Here is a 20,405-nt window from a genome sequence, read left to right on the forward strand (position 1 = left end):
GACTTTTTCGGCAGATAAGGAAAAGAAGGGACATCTTGTGCCCCCTTTGGCCGGCCGCTGTCCAGCCGGGGGCGCCCGATCGGTGATCGCGTTTGCAACGCCAGGTGTCCAGCGGCCCGGCGGTCATTCGCGGATGACCGTACTCGCTGCGCTCAGGCTAGTCATTGCGCCGCTTGAGCTGGTCTTTCAGCTGGGTCGGCACCTCGCGAATGATCAGCAGATCCTGGCCTTCGTCGTATTCGATGCGCGAGCCCAGCAGGTGCGCCTCGAAGCTGATCGACAGCCCCTCGGCGCGGCCGGTGAAGCGGCGGAATTGATTGAGGGTCCGCTTGTCCGCCGGGATCTCCGGGGCCAGACCATAATCCTTGTTGCGGATGTAGTCGTAGAAGGCGCGCGGTGCCTGGTCATCCATCAACTCGGAGAGGGCGTCCAGGGCCATGGGCTCGCCGCGCTTGGCCTGGCTGCTGGCGTAGTCCACCAGGGTGTCGGTCTTTTCCTTGGCGGCCTCTTCCGGCAGGTCCTCGCTCTCCACGTAGTCGCTGAAGGCCTTGAGCAGGGTGCGGGTCTCGCCCTTGGCGTCGACGCCTTCCTGGCAGCCGATGAAGTCGCGGAAGTAATCCGAGACCTTCTTGCCGCCCTTGCCGCGGATGAAGGAGATGTACTGGCGCGACTGCTTGTTGTTGCGCCACTCCGAGAGGTTGATCCGCGCGGCCAGGTGCAACTGGCCCAGGTCCAGGTGCTTGGCGGGAGCGACTTCCAGACTTTCGGTGACGGTCACCCCCTCGCTGTGGTGCAGCAGGGCGATGCTCAGGTAGTCGGTCATGCCCTGCTGGTATTGGGCGAACAGCACATGGCCGCCGGTGGAAAGGTTGCTGCTCTCCATCAGCCCCTTGAGGTGCTCCACCGCCTGACGACTGAAGGCGACGAAGTCCTGTTCGCCTTCCAGGTAGGCATGGAGCCAGCCGCTGAAGGGATAGGCGCCGGATTCCTCGTGGAACAGGCCCCATGCTTTATTTGGCTTGGCGTTGTAGCTGTCGTTGAGATCGGCCAGCAGATTCTCGATGGCCTGGGAGTCGGCCAGTTCGGCGTCCCGCGCGTGCAGGGTCGCGGGCTGGCCGTCGGGCTTCTTGTCGATCAGATGGACGATGGCGTGACGGATCGGCATGACGGCCTCGGGTAACGGAGAAAAGTCCACCAGTCTAACGCTCCCGCGCCCTGGCGGGCAGGCTCAGCGTGCGGCCGTTGCCTGCTTTTCCTGCAGCGCGTTGCCGAGGTGGCGGGTCATGAAGACCGCGGCGTCTTCACGGCGATTCTCCAGCAGCAGATCGATCAGCTCCAGGTGCTCCTGGCAGCGGCGCTGGGCCTGCTCGCGATCCACCGACTTCTTGTATTCGATCAAGCGGCGCAGGCGATTGAGCCGGCGCAGCGCATCGAGGATGAAGGCATTGCCCGAGCAGCGGGCGATGGTCTCGTGCAGGCGGGTGTTGGCGTCGAAGATTTCCGCGGGCGAGGCCTCGAACACCCGGCCCGCGGCCAGCAGCGCCTGCTCGTCGCGGCAGCGCCGCAATTCACCTGCATCCAGGGTGAAGCCGGCGTCGCGGATGCCGGCCGGTTCGATCAGCAGGCGGAAGGCATAGCTCTGGGCATAGGCGTCGGGCGAGGTGAGACCTTCGACGAAGCTCCAGCCGTAGCCCGGCAGGCGCTCGGCCCAGCCCTCCTGGACGATGCGCCTGAGGATGTCGGCCAGTTGCCCACGGGTGACCCGGTAGCGGCGGATCAGCTCGTTTTCCGTGACCTTCAGCGGCAACTCGCCTTCGATGCGATCGCGGGCGATGGTCAGGTACAGGCGTTCGCTGGCGGACACCTCTTCGCGCGCCTGGGGCGTGGCGTCCAGGGCTGCGGCGGCCACGGCGAAACCGCCCTCGGGATGCCGTGCCAGCAGGCTCTGGTCGGCCATCTGCTGCAGGGCGCTGCGCACCGGCGAGCGCGACACCCGCAGCCGCTCGGCCAGGGCGCGCTCGGGCAGCCGCGTGCCGACCGCCAGCTGGTGCGAGGCGATGTAGGTGAGGATGTCGGGAATCAGTTGGGAGGCGAGGGTGGTGCCCATGGCAGCGCTGGCGAGTCGATCGGAAAGATCCGGGATGCTAGCACGGGACCCGCCGGGCGCCGCCGGCGGGTCCTGCTGGCGAGCGCTCAGTCCCCGCTCGGGCTGACGTCCATGTCCTTGAGCTTAACCAGCCGGCTGCCGTGTTTGAAGCGATAGCCCAGCCAGACGGCGAGGAACAGCGGCAGGCTGATGTAGGTGGCGGCCAGGCCCAGCCAGTCGACGCCCTGGGGGCCGAACAGGGCGGCATAGTTCTGCCCCAGGGTGATCACCAGGCAGAGGGCGAAGGCCAGCAGCGGGCCGAAGGGAAACAGCTTGGCGCGGTAGGGCAGGTCTTCCAGGCGACGACCCTGGGCCAGGTAGCCCTGGCGGAAGCGATAGTGGGACACGGCGATGCCCAGCCAGGCGATGAAACCGCACATGCCCGAGGTGTTGAGCAGCCAGCCATAGAGCGCCTTGTCACCCACCAGGGAGGTGAAGAAGCACAGGGCGCCCACCGCGGTGGTGGCGAGCAGGGCGTTGCGCGGCACGCCATTGCGCGAGACGCGGGCGAACAGCCGCGGCGCCTTGCCCTGTTCGGCCAGGCTGTGCAGCATCCGGGTCGAGGCGTACATGCCCGAGGTGCCGGCGGAGAGCACCGCCGAGAGGATCACCGCGTTCATCAGGCTGGCGGCGAAGGCCAGGCCGGCGCGCTCGAACAGCAGGGTGAACGGCGAGACGGAGACGTCGGTGGCATCGTTCTGCAGGAGGCGCGGATCGGTGTAGGGGATCAGCATGCCGATGACGAAGATCGCCAGCACATAGAACATCAGGATGCGCCAGAACACCTGGCGGATGGCGATGGGCACGTTCTTGCGCGGATTTTCCGATTCGCCGGCGGCGATGCCGATCAGCTCGGTGCCCTGGAAGGAGAAGCCGGCGATCATGGCTACCCCGACCATGGCTTGCAGACCGCCGACGAAGGGCGCCTCGCCCTGGGTGAACACGGAAAGACCTGGCGGTTCGATGCCGCTGAAGATGCCGAGAATGGCGGCCAGGCCCAGGCCGATGAAGACCACCACGGTGGCCACCTTGATCAGCGCGAACCAGAATTCGCTCTCGCCGAAGCCGCGCACCGACACCGCGTTGAGCAGGAACATCAGCGCGAGGAACAGCGCGCTCCAGATCAGCCCGGGCACCTCGGGAAACCAGAAGCCCATCACCAGCTGCGCCGCCACCAGTTCGGCGGCGATGGTCACCGCCCAGTTGTACCAGTAGTTCCAGCCGAGGGCGAAGCCGAAGCCGTCTTCGACGAAACGGCTGCCATAGATGGAGAAGGAGCCGGATACCGGCTGGTAGGCAGCCATCTCGCCAAGGCTGGTCATGAGGAAATAGACCATCAGGCCGATCAGCGCATAGGCCGCCAGGGCGCCGCCCGGACCGGCGGTGGCCACGGTGGCGCCGGAGGCGACGAACAGCCCGGTGCCGATGGAGCCGCCGATGGCGATCATGTTGAGGTGACGGGGCTTGAGCCGGCGCTGCAGACTCGGAGAGGCGGTGGACATGGGGTTTCCAGCTGGCAGTTGAAGGGGCCGGACGTTGGCTCTGGCGGCCATTCACGGTCGTCGGGCGCAGGGCGGTGCACCCACCACCTGCGGCCACCGGCACGGGCAGGTGGCAAAAAAGCGGCGAAGCTTAGCAGGCTAAGGGCGCCAGGTGGGATGGCGGTCGTCGGTGCGCGACTGTCGCAGTCCGATCATCGCCGGGCCGAGCTTCGGCTAGCATGATCCAGGGTCCCAGCAGGCAGCGCAGCGTGATCGATTCGAGAACCTTTGGCAGCGGTATCCAGGGCAAGAACTACCTGCAGTTGCAGTCGACACGGCCGCGGCCGGAGTTTTCCCGGGTGGTCGGCTTCATCCTGCTCGACCACTTTTCCCTGCCGTCCTTCACCCAGGCGCTGGATACCCTGGTCACCGCCAACCTGCTGGCCGCCGGGACCTTCGCCACCCGGACCTACAGCCCGACCGGCGCCGAGGTGCTCAGTGACCTCGGCATCGTCATCCGTCCGGACGGCGACTACCGCGCCGCGGAGAGCGCCCGCTTCGATCTGCTGGTGGTCTGTGGCGGACTGCGGACACCGCTGGAGCTGGATCCGCGGCTCAAGGCGCTGCTGCTGCGCGCGGCCAAGCAGCAGGTGACCCTCTGCGGCCTGTGGAATGGCGCCTGGCAGCTGGGCCAGGCCGGAATGCTGGACGGCTATCGCTGCGCCATCCATCCCGAGCAGCGCAGCGCCTTCAGCGAACGGGTGCGCGGTTGCAAGACCTCGGCGGAAAGCCATGTGCTGGATCGCGATCGCCTCACCGCGGCCAGTCCCAGCGGCGCCTTCCACCTCTTCCTCGAATGGATCGGCGCCCAGTGCGGCAGCGCCCTGGCCGATGGCCTGGTCAATATCCTGGCCTTCGAGGAATCGCGCTTTCGCCAGGTCAATCCGACGCTCAAGGTGCAGATGACCCCGCCGCTGCGCGAGGTGGTGACCCTGATGGAGGCCAACATCGAGGAACCCCTGACCATCGAGCAGCTGTGCGACTACGCCGGCCGCTCGCGGCGCCAGGTCGAGCGGCTGTTTCGCGAGCAGCTCGACACCGCGCCCATGCGCTATTACCTGGAGTTGCGCATCACCGAAGGCCGCCGCCTGCTGCAGCATTCCACCCTGTCGGTGCTGGAGGTGGCGGTCGCCTGCGGCTTCACCTCGGTCACCCACTTCAGCAAGAGATACTCGGCCTACTTCGGCTATCCGCCGTCCAAGGAGCGGCGGTTGAAGTATTGAGGCGCCTGTTGCTGCGCTCGGGGCAAAGGAGCAGAGGGTGCGCCCCAGAGCGTTTCGTCGGCGCACAGGAACGGCTACGCATCGCCCCGCTCGAAGCCTTATCCCGGCGCGACACGGCTTGCGTGACGCGTCAACGGATACCCCGATGACCTACCGAGCGAGGATGTCCCATGACTGACCCACGTAATGTCGCCCACGACAAGAAAGTGCAGCAGGAAAAGAAGCATCAGGGCGAGGACATCGCACCCGATGCCGAGCACGCGCCGCAACCGGGCAAGAAACCCGCGCTCAAGGACCACGACGAGCAGGCCGACGACCAGGCCTGACGGTCTGCCAGCCTCGCAGCACGCGAGGCCTTCGCCGATGCTGACGGCCGTCAGCATCGCACCTTCCCGCCAGAGTCAGCTGCCCGGCGCCAGCGCCGGCTCCGGTTGCCGGGTCCGCTCCGCTGCATTCAGGCACAGCAAGCCCGCCAGGGCGAACAGCAGACCGAACAGCATGCCCGGTGCCAGGGGTTCGTCGAAACAGGCCCAGGCCCAGAGTAGCGCCACCGGCGGACTCAGGTAGAGCGCGCCACTCACCGCCTGGGGGCTGCCCTGACGCAGGCACAGCCAGTAGAGGCCGAAGCCGAGCAGGGTCGGGATCAGCAGCCAGAGCACCGCCAGGGCGAAGCCGAGGGTCAGCGGTGGGGTCAGCGGACCTTCTACCCCGGCCACCCCCAGCATCACCAGACTGCTGGCCGCGAGCTGGATGAACAGCTGGGTCCGCAGCGCCAGTCGGCTCGGCGGCAGGCGACTCTGCACCAGGGTCGCCAGCGCCAGGGCCAGGGCGCTGCCCAGCGGCAGGGCGTAGGCCCAGCCGGGGGCCACACCCAATCCCAATCCCGCGCCGGTAGCCAGCAGGACGCCCGTCAGGCCCAGGCCCAAGCCGAGCCACTGGCGTCCGTTGGTGCGCTGGCCCGGCAGCAGGCAGCAGCCCAGCGCCACCAACAACGGCGACAGATCCGACAGCAGCGCCGCCAGCCCGGGTGAGACGCCCAGTTCGATGGCCTTGGCCGCCGGCCCTGCCGCTCCGGCAAAGGCCAGCACGCCGATGCCCGCCTGCTGGCCGATGATCTTCAGTGGCAATCGCCGCACTTCGGCCCAGGCGAAGGGCAGCAGCAGCAGGGCCGCCAGCAGCAGGCGCCAGAAGGTCACCAGCAGGGTAGGGGCCTGGTCCGCGGCGTAGCGATAACCGACAAAACCGGCGCTCCAGCACAGCACCAGGGCGAGCTGGCGCAGCAGTGGGGAAGACAGGATGGCAGGCATGGCGGGGCTCCAGATGACGGGATGCCTTGAGCCTGGCTCAGGGTGGTAATACACTCAAACGACATTATTGGTAGCTATGGTTCGATAAAAGCGCATCATGCCCACACCTCTCGATATCGACGTCCTGCGTACCTTCCACACCATCGTGCGGCTGGGGCAGTTTCGTGCCGCCTCGCTGCAGCTCAATCGCAGTCCCTCGGCGGTGAGCAGCCAGATCCGCCGACTGGAGGAGCAGACCGGCGGCCGGCTGTTCGAGCGCGACAACCAGGCGGTGACCCTGACCCCGCTCGGGCGCCGCGTGCTGCTGGAGACCGCCGACCTGCTGCAGGCCCATGACCGCATCCTCGCCGGGCTCACCGGTCAGCCGGTGGTGGGCGAGGTGCGCCTGGGGGTGGCCGAGGACTATGCCGCCCGCCTGCTCAAGGCCGTGCTGCCGCGCTTGCAGGGCGAGCATCCCGGGATCGTCCTGCAGGTGCTGACCGGCAACAGCAGCCAGCTCCGGCGCTGGCTCGGCCAGGGACTGCTGGACCTGGCGCTGCTGGTGGGGCCGCCCCGCACCGATCGGGCGGACGGCCAGATGTTCGGCCATACCCAGCCGGTGTGGGTCGCCGGTCCCGGGCTGCAGCTGAGCCCGGACGCGAGCGTGCCCCTGGCGCTGCACGGCGAAGGCTGCAGCTATCGCGAACTGGGCATCGACCTGCTGATCCGCCAGGGCCGGCGCTGGCATGCGGTGGTGACCAGCGCCGCCTCTTCGGCATTGGAAGCGGCGGTCGAACTGGGCCAGGCCGTGGCCATCACCGACCGGACGCGCATGACCCCGCCGATGCGCGAACTGACGCCGGAAGAGGGCTTTGCGCAGCTGCCGGTGCACGAGCTGCGGCTGGCCTCGCCACCGGGCGAGCGCAGCCCGGCCTGCGCCTCGCTGGCCGGGCTGATCGCCGAGGATTTTCGCCTCTAGCCGGGCGGCGCGAGGTTTGACCGGGCGCCCGCGCAGCCACTAAGGTGCCGGCCCCGACGCGCGAGCCCTGCCGCCTGTCGATCCCTCGTTCCGCCTGGAACGCTCGCCTCCCGAGACCACTCGGATTCCCTGTGGCCGCCAGACGTGTCGCCTCCCGGGATACCCGGGGCCAGTCCTACATCCGGCCCGATTCCGCCGCTCCCGCCCGCTTTTCTGGAATATTCCGCTGTCATGAATGCCCCACCTGCCATCCCCCGTCTCATCTATCTGCTGGCCCTCACCATCTTCGCGCTGACCACCGCCGAGTTCATGGTGGCCGGCATGATGCCGGCGCTGGCCGCCGATCTCGGCGTCTCCATCGGCCAGGTCGGCTATCTGATCTCCTGGTACGCCCTGGGCATGGCCCTGGGCGGCCCGCCCCTGACCCTGTTGCTGCTGGCCCTGCGTCTCGCGGAAAAGTCGGCGCTGCTGTGGCTGCTGTCGCTCTATCTGGTGGGCGCCGTGGTCGCCGCGCTGGCGGCCAGCTATCCGGTGATGGCGGCGGGGAGGGTGCTCATGGGCATCGCCAGCTCCGCCAGCATCGGCCTGTGCCTGACCCTGGGCGCTAATCTGGTCGCGCCGGATCGCCGCGGCCGGGCAGCCTCGCTGATCCTGTCCGGACTCATGCTGGCGCCGGTGTTCGGGGTGCCGGGTACGGTACTGATCGAGCAGCTGGCCGGCTGGCGCGCCAGCTTCTGGGCGGTCGCCCTGCTGGCGGCCTGCTGCACCCTGCTGGTCGGCCTGTGCGTGCCGCGGGCGCCGGCGCGCGCGGCCGGGCAGCTGAGGGGCGAGCTGCGGACCCTGGTCAGCGCCCGGCTCTGGGCGGCCTACCTCACCAGCGGCCTGATCATCGGCGCGACCTTCGCCGGTTTCAGCTACTTCTCGCCCATCCTCATCCAGGTGACGGGTTTCGCGTCCACCACCATTCCCTGGCTGCTGATGGGTTACGGCCTCGCCAACGTGCTGGGCAATCTGCTGGTGGGTCGCCTGGCCGATCGCTACACCCTCAAGGTGCAGGGCGTCGGCCTGGCGGTGCTGGCGCTGGGCTTCGCCCTGTTCGTCAGCTACGCCGACAGTGCCGCGGCCAGCCTCCTGGCCCTGGCGCTGATCGGCCTGACCGGGGTGGCGCTCAACCCAGCCATGGTCGCCCGGGTCATGGCCGCCGCCACCCCAGGGCCCCTGGTCAACACCCTGCATACCTCGGTGATCACCGCGGGCCTGGCAGTGGGTGCCTGGGCCGGCGGCGCGGCCATCGATGCCGGCCAGGGCCTGCGCGCGCCGCTGTGGGTCGGTCTGGGTATGGCGCTGCTGGGCGTGCTGAGCCTGGTGCCCAGCCTGGTGCAGCGGCTGACCCTGGCGGCGTCGCCCGCGCGGCGCTGCTAGCAGCTGGCAGCGGTGGCGATCTGGCCGCGCCGGACTGCCGCCGCGCTCGCCAGGAATTTCATCGCTGAACGGCTCTACGACGAGCCTTTCAGCGGTCTCGCGTGTGCTGCCTTCGCTGTAGCCTGACTGTCATCTTTGCCTGGCATGTTGCCTTTCGAACAGGAAAGCGCGATTTCGCGCCTTCGCTCCTCAGGCTATCGATAAGGGCGGCACAGACATGCAGGCTTCGCTTCGCGGTATGACGTTGGGATTGGTACTCGGGCTGGTGAGTGGCGGCCCGGTGTGGGCGGCGACGCCCATTCCCTTCTGGCATTCAATGGATGCGGAGCTTGGCAAGGAGGTCGACTCCCTGGCCCAGCGCTTCAACCAGGCGCACCCGGAATTCCAGGTACAGCCGGTGTACAAGGGCAACTACGAGCAGAATCTGGCGGCTGGCATCGCGGCCTTCCGGACCGGCAAGCCGCCGGCCATTCTCCAGGTCTACGAAGTGGGCACCGCGACCATGATGGCCTCCAAGGCCATCGAGCCGGTCTACCAGGTGTTCAAGGACGCGGGTCTGAAGCTGGATGAAGCGGGCTTCGTACCCACCGTCGCCAGCTACTACAGCGACGCCAAGACCGGTCAACTGCTGTCCATGCCGTTCAACAGTTCCACCCCGGTGCTCTACTACAACAAGGCCGCCTTCAAGCAGGCCGGCCTCGATCCGGAAGCGCCGCCCAAGACCTGGAAGGACCTGGCCGAGGACAGCGCCAAGCTGCGCGCCGCCGGTCTCAAGTGCGGCTACACCAGCGGCTGGCAGAGCTGGGTGCAGCTGGAAAACTTCAGCGCCTGGAACGGCCTTCCCTTCGCCAGCCGGGACAACGGCTACCTGGGCAGCGATGCCGTGCTGGACTTCAACCAGGCGCCGCAGGTCAAGCACATCGCCCTGTTGCAGGAGATGGGCAAGCGCGGTGACTTCACCTACGTCGGCCGCAAGGACGAACCCACGGAGAAGTTCTACAACGGCGACTGCGCCATGCTGACCACCTCGTCCGGCTCGCTGGCCAACATCCGCCACTACGCCAAGTTCGACTTCGGCGTGGCCATGATGCCCTACGACGGCGACCTCAAGGGCGCTCCCCAGAACGCCATCATCGGCGGCGCCAGCCTCTGGGTGTTCAAAGGCCAGGATGCCGCGGTGAAGCGCGGCGTGGCCGAATTCCTCGCCTTCCTGGCGCAGCCGGAGATAGCCGCCGAATGGCACCAGCAGACCGGCTACCTGCCGATCACCAAGGCGGCCTACGACCTGACCCGCGAGCAGGGCTTCTACAGCAAGAATCCGGGGGCCGACATCGCCACCCGGCAGATGCTGAACAAGCCGCCACTGGCCTTCACCAAGGGCCTGCGCCTGGGCAACATGCCGCAGATCCGCGCGGTGATCGATGAAGAGCTGGAAAGCGTCTGGACCGGCAAGCAGGCCCCGCAACAGGCGCTGGATACCGCCGTGCAGCGCGGCAACGTGCTGTTGCGCCGCTTCGAGAAATCCACCCAGTAAGTCTGGGGTCCGCCCTGGCGGCGCCTGCCGACGACTGCCGGCGCCGCTCCTCTTTTCGCGACGATGCGTGCGCCCATGTCCACATCCCGTCAGGTCTTTCCCTCCGGCTGGCTGCCCTATGCGCTGCTCGCGCCGCAGCTGGCGATCACCGCCGTGTTCTTTCTCTGGCCCGCCGGCAAGACGCTCTGGTACTCGTTGCAGAGCGTCGATCCCTTCGGCCTTTCCAGCCAGTTCGTCGGCCTCGACAACTTCCGTCAGCTGTTCCAGGACCCGCTGTATCTGGCCTCCTTCTGGACCACCCTGACCTTCAGCGCCCTGGTGACCGGCTGCGGCCTGCTGGTGTCCCTGGTCCTCGCGGCCCTGGTCGATCTGGTGGTGCGTGGCAGCCGGATCTACCAGACCCTGCTGCTGCTGCCCTATGCGGTGGCCCCGGCCATCGCCGCGGTGTTGTGGATCTTTCTGTTCAACCCCGGTCTCGGTCTGCTCACCCTGTTGCTGGAGCGCTACGGCTATCACTGGAACCACGCCCAGAACGCCGGTCAGGCGATGTTCCTGGTGGTGCTCGCTTCGGTGTGGAAGCAGATCAGCTACAACTTCCTGTTCTTCTTCGCGGCGCTGCAATCCATCCCGCGCTCGCTGCTGGAGGCTGCCGCCATCGACGGCGCCGGGCCGCTGCGCCGCTTCCTGCAGCTGTCGCTGCCGCTGATCGCGCCGGTCAGCTTCTTCCTGCTGGTGGTCAACCTGGTCTACGCCTTCTTCGACACCTTTCCGGTGATCGACGCGGCCACCGGCGGCGGACCGGTGCAGGCCACCACCACCCTGATCTACAAGATCTATCGCGAGGGCTTCACCGGACTCGATCTCGCCGCCTCCGCCACCCAGTCGGTGGTGCTGATGCTGCTGGTCATCGTGCTCACGGTGGTGCAGTTCCGCTACGTCGAACGTCGGGTGCGCTATCAATGATCGAGAATCGCCGCGGGCTGACGCTGCTGTGCCACCTGATGCTGGTGCTGGGCATCGGCGTCATCCTCTTTCCGCTCTATGTGGCCTTCGTCGCCGCCACCCTCGACAACCGGGCGGTGTTCGCCACGCCCATGAGCCTGATCCCGGGGCGCCATCTCTGGGACAACCTCAGCCTGATCTGGACCCAGGGCGTGAGCAACAGCACCGCACCCTTCTGGTTGCTGCTGCTCAACAGCTTCCTGATGGCGCTGGGCATCACCCTGGGCAAGCTGTCGGTCTCCATCCTCTCGGCCTTCGCCATCGTCTGGTTCCGCTTTCCGCTGCGTACCCTGGCCTTCTGGCTGATCTTCATCACCCTGATGCTGCCGGTGGAGGTGCGCATCTTTCCCACCGTGGACACCATCGGCCACCTGGGAATGCTGGACAGCTACGCCGGCCTGACCCTGCCGCTGATGGCCTCGGCCACCGCCACCTTCCTGTTCCGCCAGTTCTTTCTGACGCTGCCCGAGGAATTACTCGAAGCGGCGCGCATCGATGGCGCCTCGCCGCTGCGCTTCTTCCGCGACATCGTCCTGCCGCTGTCGCGGACCAACCTGGCGGCGCTGTTCGTCATCACCTTCATCTACGGCTGGAACCAGTACCTCTGGCCGCTGCTGATCGTCAGCAACCCCGACCTCGGCACGGCCGTGGCGGGCATTCGCGGCATGCTCTCGCTCGGCGAGCGGGTGCCGCAATGGAACCAGGTGATGGCAGCCATGCTGCTTACCCTGATCCCGCCGGTGGCGGTGGTAATGGTCATGCAACGCGCCTTCGTGCGCGGTCTGGTGGATAGCGAAAAGTAACCATGGCAAACCTCGAACTCAGGGCCGTTTCCAAGAGCTGGAACGGCGGCAAGACCCAGGTCATTCAGCCCCTCGATCTGCAGGTGGCGGATGGCGAATTCATCGTGCTGGTGGGGCCTTCGGGCTGCGGCAAGTCCACCCTGCTGCGGCTGGTAGCCGGGCTGGAGCGGGTCAGCGCCGGCAGCATCCACATCGGCGGCCGGGACGTCACCGCACTGGAGCCCAAGGCGCGCGGCATCGCCATGGTGTTCCAGAACTACGCCCTCTATCCGCACATGAGCGTGGCCGAGAATCTGGCCTGGGGACTCAAGATCGCCGGGCTCGGCCGTGCCGAGATCGCCACCCGGGTCAAGGAGGCGGCGCGCATCCTGGAGCTCGATGGCCTGCTTGACCGCCGACCGCGAGAGCTGTCCGGCGGCCAGCGCCAGCGGGTGGCCATGGGCCGCGCCCTGGTGCGTGATCCGGCGGTGTTCCTGTTCGACGAGCCGCTGTCCAACCTGGACGCCAAGCTGCGGGTGCAGATGCGCCTGGAGTTGCAGCAGCTGCACCAGCGGCTCAATACCACCAGCCTCTATGTAACCCATGACCAGGTGGAGGCCATGACCCTGGCTCAGCGCGTGGTGGTGATGCAGGCAGGGGTGGTCGAGCAGCTTGGCACCCCGGTGGAGGTCTACGAACGTCCGGCGACGCGCTTCGTCGCCAGCTTCATCGGCAGTCCGGCGATGAATCTGCTGGACGGCCAGGTCGACGCCGCTGGCAGCCACTGCGAAGTGCCGGGCGGTCTGCGCCTGCCGCTGGGGCCGGGCTATCGCCATCTGGCCGGACGTGCGGTCTGCCTGGGCATCCGGCCCGAGCACCTGCAGCCCTGCGGCGTTTCGGAGCAGGGCCTGCCCCTGGTGGTCCGCACCCTGGAAATCCTTGGCGCCGACAACCTGGCGCATGGGCGCTGGGGCGAGCAGGCGCTGGTGGTGCGCCTGCCCCACCAGCAGCGGCCGGCGCCGGGCCATGTCCTGCAGCTGCGCGCGCCGGAGGAGCACCTGCACCTGTTCGATGCCGCCTCCGGTCGGCGCCTCGAATCCCGGCGCTAGGCACGCCGGTCCGGTCAAGGCGCGGGGCGGTTTCCCTCGGGCGGCCGGGAGAGGATACTGCGCCCTTTGCCGTTCTGACCGCCGATACCCATGGAAAACCTCCCGCTGTTCGATCTGCCCGCCGCCGCCGAGGAAAAACCCAAGTCCAGACGCGCTCGAAAGTCCGCTCCCGCGAGCGGTCTGCGCCTGTTGCACACCTCCGACTGGCACCTGGGGCAGCATTTCCTCGGGCGCACCCGCGAGGCCGAGCATCGCGCCTTTCTCGGCTGGCTGGTCGACCAGGTGGCAGAGCATGAGGTGGACGTGGTGCTGGTGGCAGGGGACATCTTCGATACCGCCACCCCGCCGAGCTATGCCCGCGAGCTGTACAACGGCTTCATCGTCGCCCTGCGCGGTACCGGCGCCAGCCTGGTGGTGCTGGGCGGCAACCATGATTCCGCCGCGGTGCTGGCCGAGTCCCGCGAATTGCTGGCCTGCCTGGACACCCGGGTGATCCCCTGCGTCAGCGAGACGCCAGCCGACCAGCTGCTGGAATTGCGCCGCCGCGACGGCGAGATCGGCGCACTGCTCTGCGGCATTCCCTTCGTGCGGCCGCGTGACGTGGTGCAGAGCCAGGCCGGACAGAGCGCCGAGGAAAAGCGTCAGGCGCTGCAACAGGCGATCCAGGGGCACTATGCCGAGTTGTACGCCCTGGCCGAGGCGCGCCGCGTCGAACTGGGCGTTGCCCTGCCGATCATCGCCACCGGCCATTTGACCACCGTGGGCGCCAGCACCAGCGAGTCGGTACGGGAGATCTATGTCGGCAGCCTCGACGCCTTTCCCACCAGCGCCTTTCCGCCGGCGGACTACATTGCCCTCGGTCATATCCACCGCCCCCAGCGGGTCGGCGGCCTGGAGCAGGTGCGCTACAGCGGTTCGCCGCTGTGCCTCAGCTTCGATGAGGAGCATGCCAAGGAAGTCCTGCTGGTGGAGTTCGGCGCGGCCCTGGAGCGAGTGACAGCCGTGGCGGTGCCCTGTTTCCAGCCGCTGGCCGTGGTGCAGGGCACCCTCGACACCCTGGGCGCGGCCCTGGTCGAGGCGGCGGCCGACGGCCGCCCCGAGTGCCCGGTGTGGGCCGAGGTGGTGGTGGCCGGTGACGACTACCTGGCCGATCTGCAGCCGCGCATCTCCGCGCTGGTGGCCGAGTTGCCGCTGGAAGTGCTGCGGGTAAGGCGCGCGCGCAGCACCATCGCGCCCACCCTGCAGGGTACCCAGCGCGAAACGCTGGAAGAGCTCAGCCCGCTCGACGTCTTCAGCCAGCGCCTGGCCGAGGAGACCCTGGACGACGACCTGCGTACCCGCCTGGAAGGCCTTTACCGCGAGGTTCTCGGCGAGTTGCCCGCCTGATCGCAGCGAAACGCTTCCATCGGACGGTATTTCTCCTCCGGAACAAGGCCCGCTGCCCCGGGGTCACCCTCTCTATGTAGCCCATATCGGAGGAGACCCCATGCACGACCTATCGCAACCCCTCGCCGCCACGCGTCATGAACGTTCCGACAACCAGGTCCCCAATGTCCAGAGCACCGAACGCGTGGTTTCCCTGCTTGGCGGTGGTCTGCTGATCCTTGGCGGAATGCGCCGCGGTGGTCTGGCCGGCTGCGTGAAGATGGCGCTGGGCGCCATGGCCCTCAGTCGCGGGGTACGCCAGCGCTGCGAGCTCAAGGCCGCGCTGCAGCCATCACCTTTCGAACAGGCGCTGGCCGAGCGCTGGGGCTGGCGCAATCCCACCGCCATCCAGCGCAGCGTCACCATCGCCAAGCCGCGTGAAGAGGTGTTCGCCTACTGCGCCGACCTGCAGCACCTGCGCGAGCTGCTGCCCTTCGTCGACCGCATCGAGCTGGGCGCCGATGGTGACAGCCACTGGCATGCCTCCGGTCCCCTGGGGCGCACCCTGAGCTGGACCCTGGAGCAGAGCGAGCGCCGCGAGAACGAATTCCTGCTGTGGAGCACCGTGCCCGGCACCTTCATGGCGCACAAGGCCAGTCTGACCTTCAGCGACGCACCCCAGGGCCGCGGCACCCTGGTCCAGGCCGTACTGGCCTGCGAAGCCCCGGCCGGCCTGCTCGGTCATGCCGTCACCGAAGGCATCAGCCGCTTCACCGGCAAGGCGGTCAATCTCGGCCTGCGCCGGCTCAAGCAACAACTGGAAACCGGCGAGATCGCCACCCCCGAGGTCACCCGCAGCGGTCGCCCGCTGGCGCCGCCTCATCCTCCGGTGACCCGCCCGGCCGACGAACCCCAGGCCGATATCAATGCCGGCCTGGGCACCCAGGGGAGGACCGAATGATGCGTGCCCTGACCTGGCAAGCCCCCAACCGTCTGCAGGTGGAAACCGTCCCGGATCCGGAGATCCTCAATCCGCGCGATGCCATCGTGCGCATCATCATGTCCTCGGTGTGCGGCTCGGACCTGCACTTGCTGGGTGGCTACGTCCCGGCGATGAAGCCTGGCGACATCATCGGTCATGAATTCCTCGGCGAGATCGTCGAGCTGGGCAGCAGCCTGCGTAACCAGGGCCTGGCCGTTGGCGACCGGGTGGTGACCGTCTCCATCATCGGCTGCGGTGACTGCGAGCACTGCCAGCGCGAGGATTACAACTGCTGCGACAACAGCAATCCCAAACCTGAGATGACCGAGCTGGCCTATGGACAGCCCTGTTCCGGCATCTTCGGCTACAGCCATGCCTTCGGCGGCTATGCCGGCAGCCACGCCACCTACGTGCGGGTGCCCTATGCCGACGTCAACCTGTTCAAGGTGCCTGACGGCGTCAGCGATGCCCAGGCGGTGTTCGTGTCCGATGCCGTGCCCACCGGCTACTACGCCGCCGACATCGCCGACATCCAGCCTGGCGATACCGTGGCGGTCTGGGGGTGTGGTGGCGTTGGCCAGATGGCCATTCGCAGCGCCTACCTGCTGGGCGCCGAGCGGGTCATCGCCATCGACCGCTTCAGCGATCGACTGCAGTTGGCGGCCAAGAAGGCCGGCGCCATCGTCCTCGATTACGAGACCACCAACATCCATGAGGCGCTGCTGGAACTGACCGGTGGCCGTGGCCCGGATCGCTGCATCGATTGCGTCGGCATGGAAGCCCACGGCACCCAGGTCGACTATGCCTACGACAAGACCAAGCAGCTGCTACGCCTGCATACCGAGCGCGGTTCGGCGCTGCGCCAGGCCATTCGTGCCTGCCGCAAGGGCGGGACGGTATCGGTGATCGGCGTCTATGGCGGGGTGATCGACAAGTTTCCCATGGGTGCCATCGTCAACAAGGCCCTGACCCTGAGATCGGGCCAGCAGCCGGGGCAACGCTATGTGGAGCGGCTGTTCGAACACATCCAGAAAGGCGAGCTGGATCCGTCCTACCTGCTCACCCATCCGATGAGCCTGGAAGAGTCGCCCTATGGCTACGAGCTGTTCAAGTCCAAGGACAAGAACTGCATGAGGGCGGTGTTCATGCCCTGAGGGGCCGCCCGGCGATCCCCGGATCGCCGGGCTTTTTATCCGCTAGACCAGCCAGATCGCCAGCGGCTGCCACAGCGCGGCGACCTTGTGGCCGCCACTGCAGCTGACCAGCGCCAGGGTGCCCACACCGACCAGCAGGGGCATGCCGAGAAAATCGAAGGGAGAGAGGGGCGAGCGCACGACGGATCCTCCGGGGAAACGTGGTTGCAGAGCGATACCTTGCAGTTGAGAGCGAGGGCCGGAGCAAGTTCAGCGGTGGACACGACCACAGGTCGAGTGGTCGGTTGGCATGGGCGAGCGAGCCCAACAATGCCAGAATCGGCGGTTCGCCGAGTCGTCCTGGAAAAGCCCGATGAAGATCCTCACCCTGCGCCTGAAGAACCTCAATTCCCTCAAGGGTGAGTGGAAGATCGACTTCACCGCCGAACCCTTCGCCAGCAGCGGTCTGTTCGCCATCACCGGACCGACCGGGGCGGGCAAGACCACCCTGCTGGACGCCATCTGCCTGGCCCTCTATCACCGTACGCCGCGCATGAGCAAGGTGGGCGGGGAGAGCAATGAACTCATGACCCGCCACACCGGTGACTGCCTCGCCGAGGTGGAATTCGCCGTGCGTGGCGAGCGCTATCGGGCCTTCTGGAGCCAGCGCCGCGCCCGCGACCGCGCCGATGGCGCCCTGCAACCGCCCAAGGTGGAACTGGCCAGGCTCGATGGCAGCATCCTCGCCGAAAAGACCGGTGACAAGCTCAGACTCACCGAAGAACTCACTGGCCTCGACTTCGAGCGCTTCACCCGTTCCATGCTGCTGGCCCAGGGGGGCTTCGCCGCCTTCCTGGAAGCCAGTGCCAGCCAGCGTGCCGAACTGCTGGAAGAGCTGACCGGCACCGCGGTGTACGGGCAGATCTCCCAGCGGGTGTTCGAGCGCGCGCGGGAGGCCAAGGGCGTCCTGGACGGCCTGCGCCAGCGCGTCGCCGGGGTCGAGGTGCTGGACGCCGAACGCCGCCAGGCGCTGGCCGCCGAGGGCAGCGGCCTGGCCGCATGCGAAGAGCGACTGGGGGCAGACCTCAAGACCTGGCAGACCCAACGCCAGTGGCTGTCCGCCGTGGAGCAGGCGGCGGCGGACGAGCAGCAGGCCCAGGCGCGCCTGGCCACCGCGCAGCAGGCCTGGGAGGCCGCCGAGCCGCAACGTCAGCGGCTGGCGGCGGCCGAGCCGGCGGCCCGGTTGCTGCCCATCGAGCAGGCCTGGCGCGAGGCCGCGGCGCGCGAACAGCGCAGCCGGGAAGAACTGGCACAGCTCGATCAGCGTATCCAGACCCTGGCCAGTCGCCGCGACGTCGCCCTGGCCCAGTCCCTGGGTGCCAGTGGCGAACAACTGCGCCAGGCCGAGGCGGAGCAGGCGCAGGCGCTAGACGAACACCAGCATCTGGAGCTAAGCCTGGCCGAGCGCAGGGGTCATGCCGAACTTGGCGAACGCCTGGGCGACTGGCGCAGCCAGCTGGCCCTGCGTGATGAACGAGCCGAGGCCCTGGCGCGCCTGACGCGCCGCCAGCAGGAGCAGACCCGGCAGCTGCAGCTGCTGGCCGAGGAACGCGAAGCCCAGCAGGAAGCGGTGACACGGGCACGCGAGCAGGCCGCCCAGGCCCAGGCGGCGGAGCAGGCCCAGCGCGAGCGCTGGCAGGCGGCGCTGGACGGCCGCGACGAAAAGGCCTGGCGTGCCCTCTGGCAGGCCACGCTGGGCCGGGTCAACGAGGTGGATCAGCTGGACCAACTGGTCGAGCGTCGACGCCAGCTGCAGACCCAGCTGGAGCGCCTGGCCCGCAGCCAGGGCGAGCGCCAGCGCCAGCATGGCGATCATCAGGTGCGCCTGGATGCCCTGCGCGGACGCTATCGCGAGGTGGCCCAGCAGGTGCGCGAGCGCGAGAAGCTGCTCGAACAGGAAAGGGTCATTCGCAGCCTGGAGGCCCAACGCGCCGAATTGCAGCCCGACGAACCCTGTCCGCTGTGCGGCTCCCGAGAGCACCCCGCGGTGGCCGACTATGCCGCCCTGGACGTTTCTGCCACCCAGACCGTCCTGCAGGACGCCAAGGCCGAACTGGAGCGCCTGACCCAGGAGGGCAAGGAACTCAGCGAGGCCCTGGCCGCGCTCAAGGCGCAACTCGATCAGGCCAACGAACAGCAGGCCGAAGCCAGCCAGCAACTGGAACAGCTGGGCGAACTCTGGCGCCAGCGTTGCGTTGCCCTGGGCGCCGATCCCGAAATACCCGGCGCGGTGGCCGAATTGCGCCGCCGTCAGGATCAGGAGCTGGCGCGCATCCAGCAGGTGCTCGCCACCCTGGATGGCCTGCGTCAGCAAGGCGAGGAAGGCCGCAACGAAGCCCAGCGCCTGGCGCGTCAACAGGCCGATGCCGAACAGCGCCAGGCGCTGGCCGAGGCGGCGTGGGAGCGAGCGCGCCAAGATCTGGCGGAGGGGGCCAGGGAACAGCGTGAGGCCGAGGCGCAACAGGCCACCGCAGAGCGCCAGTTGGGCGCGGAGCTGGCGCGCTGGGGACATGAGGTGCCCAGTCGTGCCGGCGAATGGCTGACGCTGCGCGAGCAGGAGTGGCGCCGCTGGCAGGCCGATCGCCAGCGAGCGCAGGAACTGCAGCAGCACCTGAAGGACATTGCCCAGCGCCTGGCCACCCTCGCGCCGCTGGTCGAGACCTGGCGCCAGCGCGCCGGCGAGGTCGCAGCCGTCCCGGTAGCGCCGGAGGCCGCTGCGGCCGTGCTCGCGGAGGCGACCGCGACCTGGGAAGACTGCCGCGAGCAGGGTGCGGCGCTGCAGGGCAGCCACCAGGCGCTGCATGAGCGACTGGCGGGCGAGGTGCAGCTGGCCAGCGAAGCCGCCGCCCGTTGGCAGACCGCTCTGGCCGCCAGCGCCTTCGCCGACGCCGACGCCTGGCGCGCCGCACAACTCGACGACCACGAGCACAGCGCCCTGACCAGGGAGCGCACCCGCCTCGAGACCGGCCTGACCGAGGCGCGCGCCCTGGCTGGTGCGGCGCAGGAACGCCTGAACACCCTGAACGCCGAGCCGCAGACCGAGCGCAGCGCCGCTGAACTGGATGCCGAACTGGCCGCTGCCAGCGCCGAATTGCGCGCCTTGGGCCAACGCCAGGGCGAGGTCAATGCCGCCCTGCGCGAAGACGAGCGCCGCCGCGAGGGTCTGCAGGCGCTGCTCGGCGAGATCGCCGCCCAGGAGCGTGATCACGATCTCTGGCAGCACCTCAACGGCCTGATCGGCTCGGCCGACGGCGCCAAATTCCGCAAGTTCGCCCAAGGCCTGACCCTGGATCACCTGGTACACCTGGCCAACGGTCAGCTCATGCGCCTGCACGGCCGCTACCGGCTGATCCGTCGCCAGGCGGCGGAGCTGGAATTGCAGATCCTCGACACCTGGCAGGCCGATGCCCTGCGCGACATCCGTACCCTCTCCGGCGGCGAGAGCTTTTTGGTGAGCCTGGCCCTGGCGCTGGCCCTGTCGGATCTGGTCAGCCAGCGCACCGGCATCGACTCGCTGTTTCTCGACGAAGGCTTCGGTACCCTGGATGGCGAGACCCTGGAGGTCGCCCTGGATGCCCTCGATCAGCTCAATGCCAGCGGCAAGACCATCGGCATTATCAGCCACGTGGAGGCGCTCAAGGAGCGCATCCCGGTGCAGCTCAGGGTGCGCAAGGGCGTCGGTCTGGGCCATAGCGGTCTGGAGCGGCGCTATGCCGTGGAGAAAAACGCGACCGAGTGAGTAATTTTTCCGGCGCAGTGGTCGAAGCCCAGCGCGAAGCGAAACGATGAAACTGTTAACGTAGACAGGTTCGCCGTCTCTGCTGGCGCTATGACATCTCCT

General features: G+C 67.9%; 17 protein-coding genes. 12 read left to right on the forward strand and 5 right to left on the reverse strand.

Going from position 1 to position 20,405, the window contains the following annotated elements; translation table 11 throughout:
• Positions 1–157: 157 nt before the first annotated feature.
• From yejK to QE393_RS02380, 3 genes are all read right to left on the reverse strand, one after another.
• Positions 158–1,165, reverse strand: coding sequence for a nucleoid-associated protein YejK (yejK, locus tag QE393_RS02370; RefSeq protein WP_273808500.1), 1,008 nt, complete (start codon positions 1,163–1,165; stop codon positions 158–160).
• A 63-nt stretch (positions 1,166–1,228) separates the two neighbouring features.
• On the reverse strand, positions 1,229–2,107 hold the full coding sequence (locus QE393_RS02375; protein WP_310041914.1) for a GntR family transcriptional regulator: 879 nt from the start codon (positions 2,105–2,107) through the stop codon (positions 1,229–1,231).
• Positions 2,108–2,193: 86 nt separating this feature from the next.
• Positions 2,194–3,648 carry an amino acid permease gene (locus QE393_RS02380; RefSeq protein WP_310041918.1) on the reverse strand — a complete coding sequence of 485 codons (1,455 nt, stop codon included), beginning with the start codon at positions 3,646–3,648 and terminating at the stop codon, positions 2,194–2,196.
• 218 nt (positions 3,649–3,866) lie between these two features.
• Between QE393_RS02380 and QE393_RS02385 the strand changes: the two genes are divergently transcribed.
• Together QE393_RS02385 and QE393_RS02390 are read left to right on the forward strand one after the other, a co-directional pair.
• Positions 3,867–4,910: a GlxA family transcriptional regulator gene (locus QE393_RS02385; protein ID WP_273808503.1), complete on the forward strand. Its 1,044-nt coding sequence runs from the start codon at positions 3,867–3,869 to the stop codon at positions 4,908–4,910.
• Positions 4,911–5,080: 170 nt separating this feature from the next.
• Positions 5,081–5,236, forward strand: a complete 156-nt coding sequence (locus QE393_RS02390) for a hypothetical protein (RefSeq protein ID WP_310041920.1) — start codon at positions 5,081–5,083, stop codon at positions 5,234–5,236.
• Positions 5,237–5,311: 75 nt separating this feature from the next.
• On the opposite strand, the gene QE393_RS02395 is transcribed toward QE393_RS02390, so the two are convergent.
• Entirely contained in the window at positions 5,312–6,217 is a 906-nt protein-coding gene (locus QE393_RS02395; RefSeq protein WP_310041923.1) for a DMT family transporter, read from the reverse strand.
• A gap of 97 nt (positions 6,218–6,314) precedes the next feature.
• Here QE393_RS02395 and QE393_RS02400 point away from each other — a divergent pair, with 97 nt between their 5' ends.
• The 9 genes from QE393_RS02400 to QE393_RS02440 all read left to right on the forward strand — a co-directional run bounded on the left by QE393_RS02400 (position 6,315) and on the right by QE393_RS02440 (position 16,525).
• Positions 6,315–7,175, forward strand: coding sequence for a LysR family transcriptional regulator (locus QE393_RS02400; protein WP_310041926.1), 861 nt, complete (start codon positions 6,315–6,317; stop codon positions 7,173–7,175).
• A 231-nt stretch (positions 7,176–7,406) separates the two neighbouring features.
• The gene (locus QE393_RS02405) at positions 7,407–8,597 is read left to right on the forward strand and encodes an MFS transporter (RefSeq protein ID WP_310041928.1); all 1,191 of its coding nucleotides are present in this window, start codon (positions 7,407–7,409) and stop codon (positions 8,595–8,597) included.
• Positions 8,598–8,814: 217 nt separating this feature from the next.
• Positions 8,815–10,131, forward strand: a complete 1,317-nt coding sequence (gene ugpB / locus QE393_RS02410) for a sn-glycerol-3-phosphate ABC transporter substrate-binding protein UgpB (RefSeq protein WP_310041930.1) — start codon at positions 8,815–8,817, stop codon at positions 10,129–10,131.
• A 75-nt stretch (positions 10,132–10,206) separates the two neighbouring features.
• A complete protein-coding gene (ugpA, locus tag QE393_RS02415; protein WP_310041933.1) occupies positions 10,207–11,094 on the forward strand; it encodes a sn-glycerol-3-phosphate ABC transporter permease UgpA in 888 nt (295 codons plus the stop codon).
• Positions 11,091–11,936: a sn-glycerol-3-phosphate ABC transporter permease UgpE gene (gene ugpE / locus QE393_RS02420; protein WP_310041934.1), complete on the forward strand. Its 846-nt coding sequence runs from the start codon at positions 11,091–11,093 to the stop codon at positions 11,934–11,936. The genes ugpA and ugpE overlap by 4 nt, the downstream gene beginning before the upstream one ends.
• Positions 11,937–11,938: 2 nt before the next feature.
• Positions 11,939–13,024 (forward strand): sn-glycerol-3-phosphate import ATP-binding protein UgpC, encoded by a 1,086-nt coding sequence (locus QE393_RS02425; RefSeq protein WP_310041935.1) that lies wholly within the window; start codon positions 11,939–11,941, stop codon positions 13,022–13,024.
• A 180-nt stretch (positions 13,025–13,204) separates the two neighbouring features.
• A complete protein-coding gene (gene sbcD, locus QE393_RS02430) occupies positions 13,205–14,410 on the forward strand; it encodes an exonuclease subunit SbcD (protein ID WP_310045608.1) in 1,206 nt (401 codons plus the stop codon).
• A 100-nt stretch (positions 14,411–14,510) separates the two neighbouring features.
• Positions 14,511–15,350, forward strand: a complete 840-nt coding sequence (locus tag QE393_RS02435) for an SRPBCC family protein (protein WP_310041936.1) — start codon at positions 14,511–14,513, stop codon at positions 15,348–15,350.
• Positions 15,350–16,525 carry a zinc-dependent alcohol dehydrogenase gene (locus tag QE393_RS02440; RefSeq protein WP_310045609.1) on the forward strand — a complete coding sequence of 392 codons (1,176 nt, stop codon included), beginning with the start codon at positions 15,350–15,352 and terminating at the stop codon, positions 16,523–16,525. The genes QE393_RS02435 and QE393_RS02440 overlap by 1 nt, the downstream gene beginning before the upstream one ends.
• Positions 16,526–16,567: 42 nt before the next feature.
• Here QE393_RS02440 and QE393_RS02445 read toward each other — a convergent pair whose 3' ends face one another.
• Entirely contained in the window at positions 16,568–16,705 is a 138-nt protein-coding gene (locus QE393_RS02445) for a hypothetical protein (protein ID WP_310041937.1), read from the reverse strand.
• Between the two features lie 172 nt (positions 16,706–16,877).
• Between QE393_RS02445 and QE393_RS02450 the strand changes: the two genes are divergently transcribed.
• Positions 16,878–20,303, forward strand: a complete 3,426-nt coding sequence (locus QE393_RS02450; RefSeq protein WP_310041939.1) for an AAA family ATPase — start codon at positions 16,878–16,880, stop codon at positions 20,301–20,303.
• The last annotated feature ends 102 nt before the right edge of the window (positions 20,304–20,405 follow it).

It is taken from the genome of Pseudomonas sp. SORGH_AS_0211, assembly GCF_031453455.1.
GTDB lineage: Bacteria > Pseudomonadota > Gammaproteobacteria > Pseudomonadales > Pseudomonadaceae > Chryseomonas > Chryseomonas aestiva.

Bases quoted from the DNA above. Each gene is read 5' to 3' on its own strand.
- yejK (WP_273808500.1), bottom strand. From the start codon at position 1,165: ATGCCGATCCGTCACGCCATCGTCCATCTGATCGACAAGAAGCCCGAC.
- QE393_RS02375 (WP_310041914.1), bottom strand. From the start codon at position 2,107: ATGGGCACCACCCTCGCCTCCCAACTGATTCCCGACATCCTCACCTAC.
- QE393_RS02380 (WP_310041918.1), bottom strand. From the start codon at position 3,648: ATGTCCACCGCCTCTCCGAGTCTGCAGCGCCGGCTCAAGCCCCGTCAC.
- QE393_RS02385 (WP_273808503.1), top strand. From the start codon at position 3,867: ATGATCCAGGGTCCCAGCAGGCAGCGCAGCGTGATCGATTCGAGAACC.
- QE393_RS02390 (WP_310041920.1), top strand. From the start codon at position 5,081: ATGACTGACCCACGTAATGTCGCCCACGACAAGAAAGTGCAGCAGGAA.
- QE393_RS02395 (WP_310041923.1), bottom strand. From the start codon at position 6,217: ATGCCTGCCATCCTGTCTTCCCCACTGCTGCGCCAGCTCGCCCTGGTG.
- QE393_RS02400 (WP_310041926.1), top strand. From the start codon at position 6,315: ATGCCCACACCTCTCGATATCGACGTCCTGCGTACCTTCCACACCATC.
- QE393_RS02405 (WP_310041928.1), top strand. From the start codon at position 7,407: ATGAATGCCCCACCTGCCATCCCCCGTCTCATCTATCTGCTGGCCCTC.
- ugpB (WP_310041930.1), top strand. From the start codon at position 8,815: ATGCAGGCTTCGCTTCGCGGTATGACGTTGGGATTGGTACTCGGGCTG.
- ugpA (WP_310041933.1), top strand. From the start codon at position 10,207: ATGTCCACATCCCGTCAGGTCTTTCCCTCCGGCTGGCTGCCCTATGCG.
- ugpE (WP_310041934.1), top strand. From the start codon at position 11,091: ATGATCGAGAATCGCCGCGGGCTGACGCTGCTGTGCCACCTGATGCTG.
- QE393_RS02425 (WP_310041935.1), top strand. From the start codon at position 11,939: ATGGCAAACCTCGAACTCAGGGCCGTTTCCAAGAGCTGGAACGGCGGC.
- QE393_RS02435 (WP_310041936.1), top strand. From the start codon at position 14,511: ATGCACGACCTATCGCAACCCCTCGCCGCCACGCGTCATGAACGTTCC.
- QE393_RS02440 (WP_310045609.1), top strand. From the start codon at position 15,350: ATGCGTGCCCTGACCTGGCAAGCCCCCAACCGTCTGCAGGTGGAAACC.
- QE393_RS02450 (WP_310041939.1), top strand. From the start codon at position 16,878: ATGAAGATCCTCACCCTGCGCCTGAAGAACCTCAATTCCCTCAAGGGT.